The organism is Negadavirga shengliensis (assembly GCF_042652345.1).
Taxonomy (GTDB): domain Bacteria; phylum Bacteroidota; class Bacteroidia; order Cytophagales; family Cyclobacteriaceae; genus Negadavirga; species Negadavirga shengliensis.
The window spans coordinates 1-17,923 of record NZ_JBHSJJ010000004.1 but is presented as its reverse complement, the minus strand read 5'-3'; the positions used below and the strand labels follow the sequence as shown (position 1 = coordinate 17,923).

Below are 17,923 nucleotides of genomic sequence, written 5' to 3'. Positions count from 1 at the left end.
CATGTTTCCGGTGTTACACCAAGAGGTGAACGGGAAACCATTGGTTTATTTTGACAATGCGGCAACAAGCCAGAAACCCATCCAGGTTTTGGAAGCACTGTCCAGATATTACCGGGAGGACAACTCCAATATCCACCGGGGAGCACACACGCTGGCGTCAAGGGCCACTGCTGATTATGAGAAAACCCGGGAGATGACCCGGGACTTTATCAACGCGCCGGATGAAACCCAGATCATATTCACAAAGGGCACCACGGAAGGGATTAACCTGGTCGCTTCAACTTATGGAAGAAAGTTCATTGGAGAGGGTGATGAAATTCTCATCACCACCATGGAGCACCATTCCAACATTGTACCTTGGCAGATGCTCTGTGAGGAAACCGGGGCCTCGCTTAAAATCATCCCTATCAATGATGCAGGGGAGCTATTGATGGATGAATTTGACCGGTTACTTACCGAGAAGACAAAACTGGTCTCCATCGTCCACGCTTCCAATGCCCTTGGCACGATCAACCCCGTCAAAACCATCATTGAAAAAGCCCATCAAAAAGGAGCAAAAGTACTCCTTGACGGTGCCCAATCCACAGCCCATCTGGAGATAGATGTACAACAGCTGGATTGTGATTTCTTAGCATTTTCCGCCCACAAACTGTACGGTCCTACCGGATTGGGGATATTGTACGGAAAACGGGATTTGCTGGAAGCGATGCCTCCCTATCAGGGAGGTGGGGAAATGATCAAAGAAGTTGATTTTGCAGGCACCACCTATAATGAAATTCCCTTTAAGTTTGAGGCCGGCACGCCCAACATCGCGGATGTGATCGCCTTTCAAAAAGCCTTGGAATTTATCAATGAAACCGGAAAGGAGAATATCCAAAAACATGAGGCCGGGTTACTGGAATATGCCAGCAGGAAAATGGCAGACATCAACGGGTTCATTCCCGTGGGTACCGCTGCTGAAAAAGTCAGCGTCCTCAGCTTTTTGATCAACAATATGCATCCATTTGACGTCGGGATGATGCTGGATGCAGCAGGCATTGCAGTGAGGACGGGGCATCATTGTGCCCAGCCTCTGATGAAACGCTATGGAATTGAGGGAACTGTGAGGGCTTCTTTTGCTGTTTACAATACCAAGGAGGAAATAGACCGGCTTTATGACAGCCTGAAAAGAATTGCTAAAAGGAGAAATTAATGCAGGATATCCATACGGTACAGCAGGAAATAATAGATGAATTCGGTATTCTGGGAGATGATAAGGAATCTACCATTTACTATATTATGGAATTAGGGGATAAATTGCCTCCCTTTCCGGATGAAGAAAAAAAAGAAGAAAACATTATCAAAGGATGCCAGTCGAAAGTCTGGCTGGTCACAGAGCTTAGGGATGACAAGGTGCATTTCCTGGCGGATTCCAACACGGATATCACCAAGGGACTGATAAGCCTTTTGATCCGGGTGCTTTCCGGAAGAACAACCAAGGAGATCATCGATGCCGACCTGTACTTCATAGACAGCATAGGGATGGGCAATATCATCGGCTCACAGCGTTCCAACGGGCTCGCAGCGATGATCAAACAGATGAAGCTATTTGCCTTAGCTTACCAATCAAAAATAAATGTCTGAAAAATAGCTATGGAAAATTCAGAAACCAATATTGGTGTTGAAAATGACCTGAAGGAAAAAGTCATTGATGCCATAAAAATGGTCTATGACCCGGAAATACCGGTGGATGTATATGAGCTGGGTCTGATCTATGAAATCACGGTTTATCCGGTAAACAATGTATACATCCTGATGACCCTGACATCACCCAACTGTCCCGCGGCGGAATCCATACCCTCAGAGGTAAAGGAAAGGGTTTCCGAAATTGAAGGCATCAATGAGGTGGAGGTAGAACTGACCTTTGATCCGCCCTACTCCCAGGACATGATGTCAGAAGTAGCAAAATTGGAATTAGGCTTTTTATAAAAACGTTAAACAAGAGAATATGTATCCAGAAGAACTTATAGCACCGATGCGTGCAGAATTGACAGAAGTAGGATTTAAAGAATTCAGGTCTTCCAAAGACGTGGACGAGCACCTGAAGGACCATAAGGGCACCACTTTTATCGTGGTGAATTCCGTGTGCGGGTGTGCTGCCGGAGCTGCCAGACCAGGCGTACGGTATGCGTTGGACAAGTCTTCTAAAAAACCGGATATTCTGGCAACGGTCTTTGCCGGCAACGACACTGATGCGGTAGCCAAAGTCCGGGAATACGTGCTTCCTTATCCCCCCTCCTCCCCCGCAATGGCTTTATTTAAAGACGGCGAACTGGTGCATTTTATTGAAAGGCACCACATAGAAGGCCGAAATGCCCAAATGATTGGCGACCATCTGGTCGAGGTCTTTGAACATTTTTGCTAAAAACAGCCCTTTCAGGGCTTTTTTTATATAAAAGCCGTTACGGTTTTTCTGATTGGACCAATAAATCATTATTTGGCTTATATCGAAAATCATCATTATATCCATTGGAATTATAGTTTTATTGTTGAAAATTCCAATGGCTTAGCTTGATATTCAAAACAATATTTTAAAAAACCCCAATAAACCAATGGTCACCTGTGGAAAAATTTGGGGATAAATTGCCTAATATTTACTAAATTGAGGTCCAAAATATTGTTTTAACCGTTACAAACACCTAAGTCAATATATAATCAAACGAATATGTCTGAAATTGCTAAATTATCCTTTAAAGGAAAAGAATACGATCTTCCCGTTATAGAAGGCTCTGAAAATGAAAAGGCAATAGATATTGCCAAACTCCGTGGGCAATCCGGCCTGATCACGCTGGATCCGGGATTCAAAAATACGGGATCCACCCAAAGTGCCATTACTTTTTTGGACGGGGAGAAGGGTATTCTAAGATATAGAGGTTATAATATCGAGGACCTGGCTGAAAAGTCCGATTTTTTGGAGGTTTCATATCTTTTGATCAACGGAGAACTTCCCACCAAAAAACAATATGAAGGGTTTTCCCAAAAGATAACCATGCATACCCTGGTGCATGAAGACATCAAAAAAATATTGGACGGATTTCCATCCGTCGCACACCCTATGGGTGTGTTGTCTTCGCTGATATGTTCGCTTACCGCATTCTATCCCAATTCCCTGGATCCCAATAATTCCGATGAGGAGATCCAGTTAAGCATCGTAAGGTTAATGGCTAAGATGCCTACTTTTGCCGCCTGGGCCTACAAAAACAAAATGGGCCATCCTGTCAATTATCCTGATAATAAACTCGATTACTGCGGCAATTTCATGAAAATGATGTTTGCGCTCCCCGCGGAAAAATATGAAGTGGATCCCATTATTTCCAAAGCATTGGATAAGCTGCTCATCCTCCATGCAGACCACGAACAAAACTGCTCTACCTCTACGGTCAGGGTCGTTGGATCTTCCCAAGCCAGCATTTATGCTTCCATCTCCGCGGGCATCAACGCCCTTTGGGGGCCGCTTCACGGTGGTGCCAACCAATCCGTAATTGAAATGCTCGAAGCCATCAAGGCAGATGGCGGTGACTCCAAAAAGTACCTGGAAAAAGCAAAAGACAAAAATGACCCTTTCAGACTGATGGGATTCGGTCATAGGGTTTATAAAAACTTTGATCCCCGGGCCAAAATCATCAAAAAAGCCGCGGATGATGTTTTGGCAAAACTGGGTATTGATGATCCGGTATTGGATATTGCGAAAGAACTGGAAACCGCTGCCCTTAACGACCAATACTTTGTGGACAGAAAGCTTTATCCCAACGTGGATTTCTACTCAGGAATCATTTACAGAGCGCTCGGCATCCCCACCGATATGTTTACGGTAATGTTTGCCTTGGGAAGACTGCCGGGATGGATCGCACAGTGGAAAGAAATGAAGGAAAATAATGAGCCTATTGGCAGACCAAGGCAGGTGTATGTGGGTGCCACCCAAAGATCCTATGTGCCCATGGATAAGAGATGACTGGTCAGGGTCTGACGAACCAAACCAGCCAAAGGGGTCTGCCGGTTGCAGACCCCTTTGTTTTTTTCAAAACAATTCCCTTGAATAACCCAATTGATTTTTACAATATTTTAATTTCTTTTCAATAAGGGTTGTTTTTCAGAACAATTATATTTACCTTTGCACCTCAATTAATTTAGTAATTTTTCTCACATGCCGTGGAGTTCCTTATTGTTGCTAAACACTGGGATATGTTGGAATACCGTGGCTTAGAGAAATAAGGAAACATTTCATGGAAAACGAAGTATTATTCTCCGACCTTGGGGTTTCAGAAGAAATCCTTAAGGCAGTGGAAGATATGGGATATACCCATCCTTCCCCTATTCAATCACAAACCATTCCCTTTTTACTGGAAGGATCAGACGTGATCGGTCAGGCACAAACCGGAACCGGTAAAACGGCTGCTTTTGCCATCCCCATCATTGACAGGATAAATCCTGCCTTCAACAAGCCGCAGGCTTTGGTTCTTTGCCCCACGCGGGAACTGGCCGTTCAGGTAGAGGGAGAAATTGTGAAACTTACAAAATTCAAGAAAAAAATCTCTTCCACTTGCATATATGGCGGTGAGTCAATCGACAGACAAATCAGAAGTCTCAAAAAAGGGGTTCAGATTGTTGTGGGCACACCGGGCAGGATTATGGACCACATGGACAGAGGGACATTGAACCTAAACCATGTAAGCATCATCGTGTTGGATGAAGCGGACGAAATGCTGGATATGGGCTTTAGAGAGGATATCGAAACCATCCTCAGCGATATGCCGGAGGAAAGACAGACGGTTTTCTTCTCTGCCACGATGCCAAAACCAATACTGGACCTGACCAGGAAGTACCAGAACAATCCGGAAATCGTAAAGGTCTTAAAGAAAGAACTCACCGTAGAAAACATTTCCCAGTTTTATTTTGAAACAAAAACGGCGCTAAAAACCGATTTGATCAGCAGGCTTATCAATCTGCATCAGTACAAGCTCAGCGTGGTTTTCTGTAACACAAAAAGAACTACGGATGAAGTGACGGAAGAACTCGTTTCAAAAGGAGTCTCTGCAGAGGCCTTACATGGTGACCTTTCCCAAGCCCAGCGGAGCAAAGTCATGAACAAATTCCGTAAGGGACACTGTGCTGTTTTGGTGGCAACGGACGTAGCGGCCAGGGGCATTGATGTGGACAACGTGGAAGCCGTGTTCAACTACGACCTTCCTTTGGACGAGGAAAACTATGTGCATAGGATCGGCAGAACAGGCAGAGCAGGCAAATCAGGCACAGCCATCAGCTTTGTGACCGGAAGAAGGGATCATGGCAGATTGAGGGATCTTGAAAGATTTATCAAGACCTCTATCGATAAAGCCGCTCCCCCATCCGTGGATGAGCTGATACAAATGAAGAAAGAACAGCTTTCAAAGGATATCTACCGTCAACTTTCAAAAGAAGATGACAACCAGGTATATGAGGAAGCTATAGGTAAGTTACTGGCAGAAGGCCTTTCTCTGGAGCAAGTGGCCGTCGGTCTGGTTAAGCTTCAGCTAGGTGAAGCCGTGGACAAATTCAAGGAGCTCAATTTTGATCTCAACCTTGACCGGGAGAGAGGGGATGACAGAAAATCCCGAAGAAGTGCCGGAAGGGACCGCAGTGAAAGAGGAGCAAGAGGCGGCCGATCAGAGAGAGCTTCCGGAAGAGGCGGAAGAAGCAAAAAAGAAAGAGAACCCAATATGGCAAGGTTGTTTCTCAACCTGGGTAAGAGAGACCGCATACGTCCCAATGACATTGTTGGGGCCATTGCAGGTGAAACCGGGATTTCAGGCAGAAATATCGGAGGCATAGACATCTTTGACAATTTCTCCTTCGTGGATGTGCCCAAAAAAGACGCCACCCATGTGATCCAGGTAATGAACACCAATACCATTAAAGGAAAACAGGTGAATTTTGAGATTTCAAAAGGATAAATAAAGTAAGAACGGTTAAAAAGGGGCTGTCTCTCTCAGACAGCCCCTTTTTGTTTTATAGAGACAGTTTATACATCTCTTGTTCTATTCAGCCATTTATCTGACCTGAAATTTTCTCTGCCATGGTTTCGGCAATCTGCATCAGATCGTTGGTTTCTTCGTCTGTGAATTCATAAGGTTCTTTCTTGGCAATGCCCAAGGTGCCATACAGTTCGTCTTTTTTCAACAACGGAACGGTTATCGCGCCTTCCACTTTGGTATCCTTGGCCCCGGGCCTTACCACACCGGAGGCATCTGTCTGTAAGTTACAAACCTGAACGGCTTCCCTCCTTTCCGCGGCGATACCGGCCATCCCCTTTCCTACAGGAATTTCCGTCATTTTTGGAAGTAAAAAATCCGGTATACCGGTATAGGCCTTCAGGTGGAGTATATTGGAGGAGGGCTCTAAAACATGTAATGTGCCGGTGGTGCAGGCAAACACATGTAAGGTTTCTGATAACCATGCTTCCCAATCCAGGGAATTGCTTGCTTTTATTTTTTGTCTAAGAGGTTGTGTATTCATAAGTAGGACAAAGTTGAAAACCTGTACATCTATCCACAATAATAACAAAAACCGGCTACTTAATTTGCCTTTTATTATTTAATTTCGTCGGAACCAAATTTACATGAATGCAGCTTTTTTATCAGGAAAACATCACCGGTGAGGCTTTTGACCTGGATCCAACGGAATCCAATCATTTAGGCAAGGTGCTCCGGAAAGCCATAGGGGATCTGGTCCACTTTACCAATGGCAAAGGCTCCCTGTTCACCTGCAGAATCGTGGACAACAACCCCAAAAAATGCCGTCTTGAGGTGGTGGAACACACCTTTTCCCCACGCGAAAATTTTCATATCCACCTGGCGGTAGCACCCACCAAAAACACGGACCGTATAGAATGGATGCTGGAAAAAATCACCGAAATCGGCTTCCATGAAATCACGTTTCTACGTACCGTTAACATAGAACGAAACCGGGTAAACCTCGAACGGATGCTGAAGAAAATCATTTCCGCAAGCAAACAAAGCGGTAAGGTATGGTTGCCTGTCATCAATGACCTCGATGACTATGAAGCTTTTGTCACAGACAAGGCTTTTGATACTTATCAGAGGTTTATTGCCTATGTGGACAAAGACAACCAATCCCACTTGATGCATCTGGCCAAACCAGAAAATTCCTATCTAATACTGATCGGGCCGGAGGGGGATTTCAGCCCGGGGGAAATCAGTCTTGCCCTCTCCAGAGGGTTTACCCCCTGCTCCCTGGGAAAACAACGTCTGAGAACAGAAACGGCGGGAATAATCGCCGTTCATAGCTTAAATCTTGTTAATTTATAAGCCATGTTTGCCAAAACTTATTCCTTCGCACTTCTCTTTGCCTTATTGGTCAGCTGTCAGCAACACAAGGGGCAATCCGGCAGTCCGGCCGTTGGCCCTGATGGCTGGCTCAAAGGGACAACCGATGAAAAACTGGACGAGGTAGCCCATCAGCTGGGCGGTTTCAGCCGGACGATGGCAGAGGTGGGCTACAGGTACAGTGAATTATACTGGGCAGGACAGGACGAAAACTGGCAGTATGCAAACCACCAAATAGAACACATCCTGGAAGCCATGGAGGATGGACTTAAAAGAAGACCCGTGCGGGAAGCATCGGCGAGGGAATTTATGAAAAAAAGCATTCCCGCCATTTGGGAATTGGTCGAACGTGAAAACAAAGAAGCTTTTTTGGAGGGTTTTAAGACATTCACAGCAGGCTGTAACCATTGCCATGTCAAGGAGGGTGAGACATTCATTGTGATCCAGGAACCGCTCAACCGGACTTCTCCGGTCAGGTTCTGAGACTTTGGTATTTGAGACAGTCAGTCTCTTTCTGAGGTCTGCTCTTTATAATAGCGTATCGCTTTTTCCAAGTCTTCCGGCACATCAATGGCTACTGCCTGATGGTCTGTTTCCACCATTCTGATGCTATGGCCATTTTCCAATATCCTCAGCTGTTCCAGCATTTCGGCCTTTTCCAAGGGAGATTTTTCCCATTGGGTAAAAGCCATCAAAAGTGGTTTTCTGTAAGCATAAATACCAATATGCCTGTAATGCCTGACCCCCGCCCCTTCGTCACGTACATAAGGAATGGGATAACGGCTGAAGTAAAGTGAAAAACCTTCCTTATCCGTCACGACTTTCACTATGTTCGGGTTGTGAATCAGGGCTGGGTCTTTAATAGGACTCATGAGTGAGGCCACTTCTACCTTGTCATCCAAAAATACCTTTACCAAGTCACTGAGCGATTTCCTGTCCTGAAAAGGTTCATCACCCTGCACATTCACGATCACATCCGCCTCCAGGCTTTCCGCCGCCTCGGCTATGCGGTCCGAACCGCTCTGGTGCTCCTTTTGGCTCAAAAAAACTTCCCCACCTTCCCCTCTAATGACGTCTGCGATTTCCTCATGGTCTGTAACCACCATTACCCTGTCGAAGACCCCGGTATCCATGGTACTGAGGTATGTCCGGGTGATCAAAGGCTTGCCACACAGGTCGGCCAAAAGTTTAGCAGGAAATCTGGTAGCTCCAAATCTTGCCGGAATCAGTGCTATGGTCTTCATTTATCCAATTTTGTGTTATAACTTTAGTCCTGGGGTTTCTGTATTTCGTCAAAGAGACCAAAAAGTAAATTCATTTTTTACCTATGTCGATGACCATGCTCGGAAACCCCGACAAAAGTAATGAAATATAAACACACCCTCTGTTGAAAAAAAGAATAATTCAACCTAACCCTTTTCACCATGAAAAAGATCAAGATATGCTTTCTTTGGATTTTGCTGGTTGCAGGAAACCGGACACTTTATGCCCAAAACGATCATTTTGTATCGGATCATTACCATAAGGAGGAATATGCCATCACGATGAGGGACGGTATCCAATTGCATACGGTGGTGTATAGTCCCAAGGACAAAACGACGTCCTACCCTATTCTCATGCAACGCACGCCCTATAGTGCAGGTCCCTATGGGGAAGGAAAGATGAAGTCCTCATTGGGCCCCTCTCCTTTCCTGATGCATGACGGCTATATTTTTGTCTATCAGGATGTAAGGGGCAGGTGGATGTCCGAAGGCCAGTATGATAATATGCGACCCACACTCGCGGAAACAAATGATCCCAAAGCCATTGACGAAAGTACGGATACCTTTGATACCATAGAATGGTTGCTGGAAAACATAGAGCATCACAACGGCCGGGTGGGGTTATGGGGGATCAGCTATCCGGGGTTTTATGCCGCAGCGGCACTTCCGCGGGCACATCCCAACCTGGTAGCCGTATCGCCACAAGCACCCATCGGGGACTTTTATTTCGATGATTTTCACCATAACGGCGCCTATTTCCTCAGCTATTGGATCGCCACAGCGGTGTTTGGTTATCAGAAGGATAATCCTGTAGATACAGCCTGGTATGAAGCGGTGGACCCGGGCACCAGGGATGGCTACCAGTTTTTTATGGACATGGGCTCCCTGAAAAATGCGGACAAATACTACGGAGAGGATAATTTCTTTTGGCAACAACTTAAAGAAAATCCGGATTACAATGAGTTTTGGCAAAAAAGGAGCATCATTCCCCACTTGACGGATATCAAGCCTGCCGTGATGGTGGTGGGCGGCTGGTTTGATGCAGAAGACCTTTACGGGCCGCTTACCATTTACAAGAAGATTGAAAAAAATAACCCGGAAACCTACAATACGTTGGTGATGGGGCCTTGGTCCCATGGCGATTGGGCCCGTGAACAGGGTATCCAGACCGTTTCCAGCATCTATTTCGGCGATTCCATATCCACCTGGTACCAGAAAAATGTGGAGCAGGTGTTTTTCAACCATTTTCTCAAAGGTCCGGGCGATGGCGAAACCGGACTTCCTGAAGCCTATGTGTTTGATACCGGAAAGAACGAATGGACCGCCTTCGACGAATGGCCCCCAAAAGAGGCCCAGCGGATGGATTTTTATCTAGGGGAAAGCAAAAAATTGGGTAATGAGCTGCCCTCGGGAGAAAATTATGCCGAATTTGTATCGGATCTTGAAAACCCTGTTCCCTACAGCCAGGACATCAAACTCAATTTTACCCCCCGAAAATACATGGCGGACGACCAGCGCTTCGCGGCCAGAAGGCCGGACGTCTTGGTATTTGAAACTGACGTGCTGGAAGAAGACCTGACTCTGGTGGGTGAAATCACGGCCAGGCTGAAAGTTTCCACTTCTGAAACAGATGCGGACTGGGTGGTGAAGTTGATAGATGTGTACCCGGGTAATCATCCCAACCACCCTTATGTACAGGATGGCATGGATCTGGGCAACTATCACTTGAAAGTCCGCTCAGAAGTCATCCGGGGCAGGTACAGGGAAAGTTTTTCTGACCCCAAACCCTTTGTTCCCGAACAGGTAACTCCCGTGGATTTCAGGCTTCAGGATGTTTATCATACGTTCAAAAAAGGACATAAAATCCAGGTGCAAATTCAAAGCACCTGGTTTCCCTTGATAGACCGGAACCCGCAAAAATATGTGGAAAACATCTTCAAGGCAGACGACGGGGATTTCACCAACGCTGTGCATAAAGTCTACTTTAGTCAGGAACATCCCTCCTCTATTGAAGTACAGGTATTGCCGCGTTAAAGAAAGTGTGGGTTTATTTATACTTAACACAAATCCAATCGGCCAAATTTAATTTCATTGTATTTTAATTATACCAATTCTAAATTGGCGGATTAAAGAAATATAGGGAACTCCTGACCAAATTATTGGTTACCTTTATATCAGAGAAAAGTTAAGTCAATATGTTTTACGACAAAACCAGATTCCTACTTATATGAAAACTAAAGAAAAAGAAATAGTAACCCTAAAAAGATCTCTGCTGGCCGATACCGAAAATAAACTGAATAAGCAGATTGAAATGGAAGGGAAGTCATCCGCCTATTACCTGTCAATGGCTTCGTGGTGTGACATGAAGGGTTATACCCACTCTGCCAGGTTCCTGTACGACCATGCGGAAGAAGAACGAATGCATATGCTCAAGCTGTTCCGATATATCAACGATGCCGGAGGCCATGCCATCCAACCGGAGATAACCGGCATAAGGCACCATTTCAATACCCTTAGAGAGGTTTTTGAACTTATTCTGGAACATGAAATCGAAGTGACCAAATCCATTAACCATATCGTAGACCATTGCTTCAACATCAAGGATTTTGCCACATTCAGTTTTATGCAGTGGTATGTGACCGAGCAGAGGGAAGAGGAAACTTTGGCCAGAAGGGCATTGGAGCTGTTTGACATTATTGGTGAAGAAGGCGTGGGTCTCTGGACCATTGACCAGGAACTTGGCAAACTCCACTCCAATGTACCAACTGAAAATTAAGTGAATCGACCGGGCTGTTCTAAAGGTGAGACACTTGTTACATAACCGGACATTTGTCCCGGTCACTTCTCCCTTTTAAACAGCTACAAATACCTCCCGTTTTTGTAATTCGGGAGGTTTTCTTTTAGTGATTTCCTGAATGGCGTAATTTTTGACATTATTATTTTTTCAAATTCGATAAATTATTATATTTCAACTGGTAAACCCCTATTGCCATGAAAAATGTGTTCCCATTATGGATTGTGATCTTCTCGCTGTTCGCCAGTTTCGGGTTTGCGCAAATAGCAGATCCGTTTGAAGAAGAGTTGGAGGAGCTGGAGCGGCCCGAGGCGCCTGAAAGAATCAGCACCACTGCCGAACTGGAGGGTTTATGGGAGGTAAGTTATATATACGACAAGTTTCAGCCTTTCGACGAGCTGTTCCCCAACAGAAAACCGACCCTCTATTTTGACATCGTCAACCAACAAGCCTTCGGATATACAGGTTGCAACACTTTCAGCATATTCACCTATCTGGAAGGCAATGGCATAGATGTATTGGGCTTTCTGGGAATGACCAAAAAATGGTGTGATGGACATGGGGAAGATATTTTTCTCACCGTGTTGAAATCCGCCCATACCTTTGCCATAGACGATGAAGGCATACTTTCATTTTCCTGCGGCAACATGGAAATTATGAAACTTAAAAAACTGGAAAGAAATGACGACTACCATCCTTTCGGGATACCGAAAATGATGGCCACACAGAAACTGCTGTTTTGATAGTATTATAGGATTTTTCCGGAATGGGTTATCTTGGCCCCTGCCTTTCTCATTTCCGTGACGGATCTTTCTGTGTCTGTGGGAGAAAGATTCACCCCTCTCGTCGCGTCTTCTATCAGATAGGTTTTAAATCCGAGACTAAGCGCATCCATTACGGTGAATTTCACGCAGTAATCCGTGGCCAATCCCGCGATAAATACCTTTTCCACTCCTTTTTTCTTCAAGTATTTGCCCAACCCCGTCTCACCCATCCGGTTGTTATCAAAAAAGCCGCTGTATGAATCCACAACGGGGTTTGTGCCTTTTTGAAAAATCCGCGCCCATTTTTCCCGGTCCAGGTTCTTGTGGAAAGCCGCGCCTTCCGTGTTTTCCACGCAGTGTACAGGCCAGAGTACCTGCTCTATTCCCGCCAGGTCTATGATCTCCCCTACTTGCCTGCCCTTATTATTGGCAGCAAAACTGCGATGGTTCGCCGGGTGCCAGTCCTGGGTGGCCACGATCAGATCAAACTTTTTCTGCAAGGCGTTGATCACCGGAATGATGCTGTCGCCCTCCCTGACCTCAAGGGCACCTCCCGGTAAAAAATCGTTTTGTACATCTACTATGATTAAAGCTTTCATATTTTATAGTTGGTTTATGTGGTCTGCGCTTATATAGGAGTTAAGGTAATAACGTCAGGAAAAACAACCTCCATCGTTCATTTGCCGTTCTCCAATGCTTTTGCCTTCAACACCAGGCTTGTCCGGTATTCGTACAAAGATGCTTCCAAACCCACCGGATAGATATGCGGATTGATCAATCTTTTGTGGGTTTTGTCAAATGCAGCCAGCCTGTTTCTGGCCCTGTTTCTGATTTCTTCGAGTGAAGGCCTGGAATATATTTTTTCCCCGTTTTTAAAGATGGGTTTCAACAGCACTTCCGAATCGGCATTTGCCACCGATATCCGCTTTCTTCTGGTGGGATCGATGGGATCAATGATGGTCACCTGCTCCTTTTCCTCCAGGTTTTCCAGATAAATCATATCCCCAATGGCCTTTCCATTGACAATGAAACGCTTCACATTGTGAATCCCGGGGATATTGATTTTAATGGACTGCTGGGAAAGTTTTATTTTGGGCACCCACTCTCCTTCCTCATTCTTCAAGGCAGACATCTTATATACCGCCCCCAGCGCCGGCTGGTCAAAGGCCGTCACCAGTTTTGTGCCTACCCCCCAGACATTGATAGACGCTTCCTGCATCTTCAGGGAAGTCATGATATGCTCATCCAGATCGTTGCTCGCCACAATCTGCACCTCCGGAAATCCCGCGGTATCCAGCATTTCCCTGGCAATGTTGCTGAAATAAGCCAGGTCACCCGAATCTATCCGGATGCCCAATAGCTTTTTGCCCCTTTCCTTGAGCAATTTCGCCACCTCAATGGCATTTTTGATGCCGTTCACCGTATCGTAGGTATCCACCAGCAGAATGGTATGATCCGGGAATGCCTCTGCATAGGCTTTAAACGCCTCCAGTTCGTTTTCAAAAGACATGATCCAGCTGTGGGCGTGGGTACCGGCAACCGGAATCCCGAAGAGCTGCCCTGCCATCACATTGGAAGTGGAAGAACAGCCCCCAATATAGGAAGCCCTGCTGGCTGCCAAAGCCCCGTCGATGCCCTGTGCCCTTCTCAGCCCAAATTCTATTACGGGATCGTCCTTTGCCGCCAATACGATCCTTGCCGCCTTGGTGGCGACCAGCGTCTGGAAATTGATGATGTTCAGCAGCGGGGTCTCCAACAGCTGACACTGGATCAAAGGCCCCCTTACCCTGACCAGCGGCATGTTGGGAAACACCACCTCCCCTTCCTCTACCGCATCGATGTCGCAACTGAATTTCAGGTCTTTAAGATAGTCTATAAAAGCGGCTTCAAAAGTAGGCTTGCCGTTGCCGTCGTTCATGTCCGCCAGGTAAGCCAGGTCCTTATCGGAAAACTGAAAATTGCGGCAATAGTCAATCACATAATCAAGGCCCGCCGCGACGGTAAAGCCGCTTTGAAATGGGTTCTTTCTGAAAAACAAATTAAAAACGGCCTCCTGTTCGGCCTTCCCTGATTTCCAATAGGCATAAGCCATGGTAAACTGGTAAAAATCGGTCAACAAAGTCAGGGAGCCTTGGTATAAATCTCTTGTTATCTTCATGAATCATTTGCTTAGACGACCCAAATTTAAAGGAATATGTGGCATAATAAAACAGAGCATGACGGTAACATCACACACTGGGATGATGATAAAACATGAGAAAGGTGACGTTTTTATTGTTTTATCGTGGTTGTGGTGGTTGTCATTGGTGTCGAGGTTTTGATGGTTCTCATGGTTGTCGTGGTATAAACAGGCAAAAAGTAAAAAAGCAGTGGCGGCGGGTATGGTGCCGCCCTGCTTGAGCCTTTGTATTAACCAAACACCACTTTTTGGTTTTCCTTTGAGGAACGATAGATGCCCAGGATCAACTCCAGTGATCTGCGGGCATCCTCCCCTGTTACCATAGGCTCACGATCTTCCCATATGGCTTCCACCATGTCCTGTACCTGGCCCTGGTGAAGCTTGAAATCAATGGCCATGGGGTCAGACGCCCCGCTTCCGCCCACATCTGAGGATGGGACAGTATGGTCCTCCCCCTGCACGTTCCAAACCACGATTTTCCCGGCTTCCAAAATGATATTTCCCTTGTCGCCGTATACTTCTAACCGCTCCGGGTTTCCCGGATAGAGGGCTGTGCCTCCCGTAATCGTACCCAGTGCCCCGTTTTTGAAGTTCACGACGGCTGCTCCCAGATCCTCTCCTTCTATATCATGCACCATGGTCTTCACCTGGCCGTATACCGCCTCGGCATCACCCATGATGTCCAGCAACAAATCTATCGTATGCACGCCCTGGTTGATCAGGGCGGCGCCACCATCACCCTGAAGGGTGCCTTTCCAGTGGCTGCTGCTGTAATAAGAAGGGTCCCTGTACCAATTGATCGCTGCGGTCCCCATCAACAGTTTCCCGATTTTCCCGGCGCGTACCGCATCTTTCAACTGCAGGTAACCTGGTTTCAGCCGGTTTTGGAAAATCACGCCCAGTTTTACCCCGTGTTCCCGGCAGGCCCGGATCAGGCTGTCCGCCCGCTCCACACTGACCTCTATGGGTTTTTCCAATAAAATATGTTTACCTGCCCGGGCCGCCTCAAGGGCAGGCTCCAGGTGGTTGCCGCTGTGGGTGCAGATACACACCACATGGAGGTCTTCTCTCTGTAAAAATGAGTTGATTTCGTAATCGGCCGGCACCTTGAATTTCTCTTCTGCCATTTTCGCCCTTTCGGCGCTGGAACTGCATACTGCCACCAGTTGACTGCCTTCGCAGGCTTCGACGGCCGCCGCATGCATCCCGGCGATGGCTCCCGTACCGATGATCCCGAATCCTAATGTTCTTTTTTGCATGGTGATTTTAAAATTTATTCTGAGTAGTAATTTTTGGTCATCTCTTCCATCACCCAGTTGGTGCGGGCAGCGGAAATCCCTGTGCTGGGGCATTTTCCCCGGCCCAAAAGTTCGTTGACGATACTTTCTATCAGGAAAAACTGAATGTTTTCCGGCATTTCAAAAGTGAGTCTCTGAGGCGCTTGACCGTCTTCTTCCAACAGCACATAGGTATCCCAGAAGGAGGGATACGATATCTTCCCTTTATCACCCACGATGACCGTCATGTCCGATTTTGCCGATTCCGAAGCCGTGAAACACCAGTTGCCGGTGCCCAGAATCCCATTTTCAAAACGGAAGGCGGCGGTGACAATATCTTCCGTGGGATACAAAGCTGCCTGGTTTGCCGCCATTCCCCTGACTTCTACGACGGCGCCGAAAAGAAAATCCAGAAAATCCAGTTGGTGGGATCCGAGGTCATAGAAGTACCCGCCGCCGGCAATGGCGGGGTCGATCCTCCAATTGTTTTTACCCGCCTCTGCCACATCCGGGTGCCGGGGCTGGTTCATGGTGATCTGTACATGCCTTACGGTACCGATGGCGCCGGAATCCACCAGTTCCTTTATTTTCAAAAAATTGGGCAAGGTCCTTCTGTAGTAGGCCACGAAGAGGGGTACGCCTGCCTGCTCGCAGATGCGGATCATTTCCAGGCATTCCTGATGGTTGCGGGCCATGGGTTTTTCCACATAGACGGGCTTTCCTGCCGATGCCACCTTCCGGGCAAGTTCCAGATGGGATCCGGGAGGGGTAGCAATATAGATGGCGTTGACCTCCGGGTCATTGATCAGGTCATCGGCCTGATCGTACCATTTGGGAACATGGTGCCGCCGGGCATAGTCACGGGCTTTTTCCCCATCGCGCCGCATGACGGCCACCAGGCTGGAGTCCTTGATTTTCTGCATGGCCGGTGCGCTTTTCCGTTCGCACACATCCCCTACCCCCAGCACACCCCACCTGACTTCATGGTTCTGGAACATTTTCATAGGCCTAAACTTAGAAAAAAGCTGTTAAACTTACTGCATGGGTTTATGATAAAGGTGAATTGGGGGCAGGTTTGGTCACTGCCAGCGATTTATGTGGCAACACGGGCGGGGGGATGCTGGTTATGGAAACAGGAGCGGCTGTCGGCTCCTATTGGAAAAGTACAAGGGGTTTCTTAGAATTTAGCGAAAGACTAACGAATGTACGGGACATCATGGGAACATCTACGGGACACGGAGGTGCCGGGGACGGGTTGCCGCTTTCCGCTATAACGAAAGAGCTCGTCATTGCGAGACTTAACATTTAGAAAATGTACAAACCGGGATGACGGTTCCCTCCATGCGCAGCCGGTATGGCTGGCCAAAACCGCCAAAATCCGTGTTTTTCAACCGGTTGAATAACAGTGCGTTGCGCGACAAGTCACCGGGTAGGAGTCTATTCCGGCCAACCGGGAAAGCAGTCTCTTTCTGTAGGCGAATGTTAAGGCAAAGATCAGGAATGTCTGTGGCATAAGGGCGGGTGGTTGTTTTCCATTCTCCTTTTTCTCTCCGTTCCCGATACTGTTTTTTTCAACCAATTGAATCACAATGTATTATACAATACATCATCGGTAGGAGTTTGCAACGAAGCAGTCCCTTCCTATACGCACTCGCCAGGGGGTGGAGTGTTTAGTTCCTGCCTATTGCAGTTTTTACTTTTCTGCTGCAAGTCAAAAAGTAACATACCTGCCCCGCCAGCACGGGGAAAACCCCGCCGCTACGCCGTGGCGCACAAGTGTGCATCTTTCCGGCTAAAATTTAAGGTCGTCCGCACACAAGCAAACTCGTCGGTTTCATGGAAAGAATCTTAATCAAATTTGCCGTACCTGCTGCCAAAAAATCTCGTTTCCCGATAGCCATCGGGATGCGGATGGTCATGGGGCAATGACTGTTACCCCCGCACACAAGGGATGCCGAAATTCTCCGGCACAGGCATTTCACCCTCTGGAATAATTTGGTATCTTCGATACCAGATGCCCATACTGGGCACACACAGCACCTACACACAACCAGGGGGGTTCCATGCCTCATAGGACAAGAAAGTGCTAAATTTAAAGTTCAGTTCTTCGTAGGAAGTTCAGTGGTTAAAATCCCTGCCTTCGTATAGCTGAGAACCGTCAGTTCGTCTAAAAACCTTCTTGTGGGTAGAATAATCTGCCTTAAACGCTTCATTTTGATTGATTTTAAGCTGCCAATCGAAAATTTCCTGAATCCCGGTCAAAAACTCCTGATTCGATTGCCGGTC

17 protein-coding genes are annotated in these 17,923 nt (G+C 46.8%); 11 read left to right on the top strand and 6 right to left on the bottom strand.

The genetic code is table 11. The annotated features are described in order from the left end of the window. The first annotated feature begins 1 nt into the window (after position 1). The 6 genes from ACFPFU_RS07930 to ACFPFU_RS07905 all read left to right on the top strand — a co-directional run bounded on the left by ACFPFU_RS07930 (position 2) and on the right by ACFPFU_RS07905 (position 5,969). Positions 2–1,192: a SufS family cysteine desulfurase gene (locus tag ACFPFU_RS07930; protein ID WP_377064041.1), complete on the top strand. Its 1,191-nt coding sequence runs from the start codon at positions 2–4 to the stop codon at positions 1,190–1,192. Next, a complete protein-coding gene (locus ACFPFU_RS07925) occupies positions 1,192–1,623 on the top strand; it encodes a SufE family protein (RefSeq protein ID WP_377063253.1) in 432 nt (143 codons plus the stop codon). Before ACFPFU_RS07930 ends, ACFPFU_RS07925 begins: the two co-directional genes overlap by 1 nt. A 9-nt stretch (positions 1,624–1,632) precedes the next feature. Next, a complete protein-coding gene (locus tag ACFPFU_RS07920) occupies positions 1,633–1,968 on the top strand; it encodes an SUF system Fe-S cluster assembly protein (RefSeq protein WP_377063251.1) in 336 nt (111 codons plus the stop codon). Between the two features lie 19 nt (positions 1,969–1,987). Beyond that, positions 1,988–2,404 (top strand): BrxA/BrxB family bacilliredoxin, encoded by a 417-nt coding sequence (locus ACFPFU_RS07915; protein WP_377063249.1) that lies wholly within the window; start codon positions 1,988–1,990, stop codon positions 2,402–2,404. 300 nt (positions 2,405–2,704) lie between these two features. Next, positions 2,705–3,991 (top strand): citrate synthase, encoded by a 1,287-nt coding sequence (locus ACFPFU_RS07910; protein ID WP_377063247.1) that lies wholly within the window; start codon positions 2,705–2,707, stop codon positions 3,989–3,991. A 271-nt stretch (positions 3,992–4,262) separates the two neighbouring features. Further along, complete coding sequence (locus ACFPFU_RS07905; protein WP_377063245.1) at positions 4,263–5,969, top strand: DEAD/DEAH box helicase; 1,707 nt, start codon at positions 4,263–4,265, stop codon at positions 5,967–5,969. An 88-nt stretch (positions 5,970–6,057) separates the two neighbouring features. Here the strand turns inward: ACFPFU_RS07905 and ACFPFU_RS07900 are convergent, their stop codons facing one another. After that, entirely contained in the window at positions 6,058–6,531 is a 474-nt protein-coding gene (locus ACFPFU_RS07900; protein ID WP_377063243.1) for a GAF domain-containing protein, read from the bottom strand. 107 nt (positions 6,532–6,638) lie between these two features. On the opposite strand from ACFPFU_RS07900, the gene ACFPFU_RS07895 reads away from it, so the two are divergent. Together ACFPFU_RS07895 and ACFPFU_RS07890 are read left to right on the top strand one after the other, a co-directional pair. Next, the gene (locus ACFPFU_RS07895) at positions 6,639–7,343 is read left to right on the top strand and encodes an RsmE family RNA methyltransferase (protein ID WP_377063242.1); all 705 of its coding nucleotides are present in this window, start codon (positions 6,639–6,641) and stop codon (positions 7,341–7,343) included. Positions 7,344–7,346: 3 nt separating this feature from the next. Next, positions 7,347–7,844 carry a hypothetical protein gene (locus ACFPFU_RS07890; RefSeq protein WP_377063240.1) on the top strand — a complete coding sequence of 166 codons (498 nt, stop codon included), beginning with the start codon at positions 7,347–7,349 and terminating at the stop codon, positions 7,842–7,844. A gap of 20 nt (positions 7,845–7,864) precedes the next feature. Here the strand turns inward: ACFPFU_RS07890 and kdsB are convergent, their stop codons facing one another. Next, complete coding sequence (kdsB, locus tag ACFPFU_RS07885; RefSeq protein WP_377063238.1) at positions 7,865–8,605, bottom strand: 3-deoxy-manno-octulosonate cytidylyltransferase; 741 nt, start codon at positions 8,603–8,605, stop codon at positions 7,865–7,867. 180 nt (positions 8,606–8,785) lie between these two features. Between kdsB and ACFPFU_RS07880 the strand changes: the two genes are divergently transcribed. The 3 genes from ACFPFU_RS07880 (at position 8,786) to ACFPFU_RS07870 (ending at position 12,160) form a co-directional block, all read left to right on the top strand. Further along, positions 8,786–10,657: a CocE/NonD family hydrolase gene (locus ACFPFU_RS07880; RefSeq protein ID WP_377063236.1), complete on the top strand. Its 1,872-nt coding sequence runs from the start codon at positions 8,786–8,788 to the stop codon at positions 10,655–10,657. A 193-nt stretch (positions 10,658–10,850) separates the two neighbouring features. Then, complete coding sequence (locus ACFPFU_RS07875) at positions 10,851–11,399, top strand: ferritin (RefSeq protein WP_377063235.1); 549 nt, start codon at positions 10,851–10,853, stop codon at positions 11,397–11,399. Between the two features lie 215 nt (positions 11,400–11,614). Continuing rightward, positions 11,615–12,160, top strand: coding sequence for an META domain-containing protein (locus ACFPFU_RS07870; RefSeq protein ID WP_377063233.1), 546 nt, complete (start codon positions 11,615–11,617; stop codon positions 12,158–12,160). Between the two features lie 5 nt (positions 12,161–12,165). On the opposite strand, the gene pncA is transcribed toward ACFPFU_RS07870, so the two are convergent. From pncA to ACFPFU_RS07850, 4 genes are all read right to left on the bottom strand, one after another. Continuing rightward, positions 12,166–12,780, bottom strand: coding sequence for a bifunctional nicotinamidase/pyrazinamidase (pncA, locus tag ACFPFU_RS07865; RefSeq protein ID WP_377063231.1), 615 nt, complete (start codon positions 12,778–12,780; stop codon positions 12,166–12,168). A 77-nt stretch (positions 12,781–12,857) separates the two neighbouring features. After that, positions 12,858–14,339: a nicotinate phosphoribosyltransferase gene (locus ACFPFU_RS07860; protein WP_377063229.1), complete on the bottom strand. Its 1,482-nt coding sequence runs from the start codon at positions 14,337–14,339 to the stop codon at positions 12,858–12,860. 251 nt (positions 14,340–14,590) lie between these two features. Beyond that, the gene (locus ACFPFU_RS07855; RefSeq protein ID WP_377063227.1) at positions 14,591–15,619 is read right to left on the bottom strand and encodes a Gfo/Idh/MocA family protein; all 1,029 of its coding nucleotides are present in this window, start codon (positions 15,617–15,619) and stop codon (positions 14,591–14,593) included. Between the two features lie 14 nt (positions 15,620–15,633). Then, positions 15,634–16,641 carry a Gfo/Idh/MocA family protein gene (locus ACFPFU_RS07850; RefSeq protein ID WP_377063226.1) on the bottom strand — a complete coding sequence of 336 codons (1,008 nt, stop codon included), beginning with the start codon at positions 16,639–16,641 and terminating at the stop codon, positions 15,634–15,636. Between the last annotated feature and the right edge of the window lie 1,282 nt (positions 16,642–17,923).

Bases quoted from the DNA above. Each gene is read 5' to 3' on its own strand.
- ACFPFU_RS07930 (WP_377064041.1), top strand. From the start codon at position 2: ATGTTTCCGGTGTTACACCAAGAGGTGAACGGGAAACCATTGGTTTAT.
- ACFPFU_RS07925 (WP_377063253.1), top strand. From the start codon at position 1,192: ATGCAGGATATCCATACGGTACAGCAGGAAATAATAGATGAATTCGGT.
- ACFPFU_RS07920 (WP_377063251.1), top strand. From the start codon at position 1,633: ATGGAAAATTCAGAAACCAATATTGGTGTTGAAAATGACCTGAAGGAA.
- ACFPFU_RS07915 (WP_377063249.1), top strand. From the start codon at position 1,988: ATGTATCCAGAAGAACTTATAGCACCGATGCGTGCAGAATTGACAGAA.
- ACFPFU_RS07910 (WP_377063247.1), top strand. From the start codon at position 2,705: ATGTCTGAAATTGCTAAATTATCCTTTAAAGGAAAAGAATACGATCTT.
- ACFPFU_RS07905 (WP_377063245.1), top strand. From the start codon at position 4,263: ATGGAAAACGAAGTATTATTCTCCGACCTTGGGGTTTCAGAAGAAATC.
- ACFPFU_RS07900 (WP_377063243.1), bottom strand. From the start codon at position 6,531: ATGAATACACAACCTCTTAGACAAAAAATAAAAGCAAGCAATTCCCTG.
- ACFPFU_RS07895 (WP_377063242.1), top strand. From the start codon at position 6,639: ATGCAGCTTTTTTATCAGGAAAACATCACCGGTGAGGCTTTTGACCTG.
- ACFPFU_RS07890 (WP_377063240.1), top strand. From the start codon at position 7,347: ATGTTTGCCAAAACTTATTCCTTCGCACTTCTCTTTGCCTTATTGGTC.
- kdsB (WP_377063238.1), bottom strand. From the start codon at position 8,605: ATGAAGACCATAGCACTGATTCCGGCAAGATTTGGAGCTACCAGATTT.
- ACFPFU_RS07880 (WP_377063236.1), top strand. From the start codon at position 8,786: ATGAAAAAGATCAAGATATGCTTTCTTTGGATTTTGCTGGTTGCAGGA.
- ACFPFU_RS07875 (WP_377063235.1), top strand. From the start codon at position 10,851: ATGAAAACTAAAGAAAAAGAAATAGTAACCCTAAAAAGATCTCTGCTG.
- ACFPFU_RS07870 (WP_377063233.1), top strand. From the start codon at position 11,615: ATGAAAAATGTGTTCCCATTATGGATTGTGATCTTCTCGCTGTTCGCC.
- pncA (WP_377063231.1), bottom strand. From the start codon at position 12,780: ATGAAAGCTTTAATCATAGTAGATGTACAAAACGATTTTTTACCGGGA.
- ACFPFU_RS07860 (WP_377063229.1), bottom strand. From the start codon at position 14,339: ATGAAGATAACAAGAGATTTATACCAAGGCTCCCTGACTTTGTTGACC.
- ACFPFU_RS07855 (WP_377063227.1), bottom strand. From the start codon at position 15,619: ATGCAAAAAAGAACATTAGGATTCGGGATCATCGGTACGGGAGCCATC.
- ACFPFU_RS07850 (WP_377063226.1), bottom strand. From the start codon at position 16,641: ATGAAAATGTTCCAGAACCATGAAGTCAGGTGGGGTGTGCTGGGGGTA.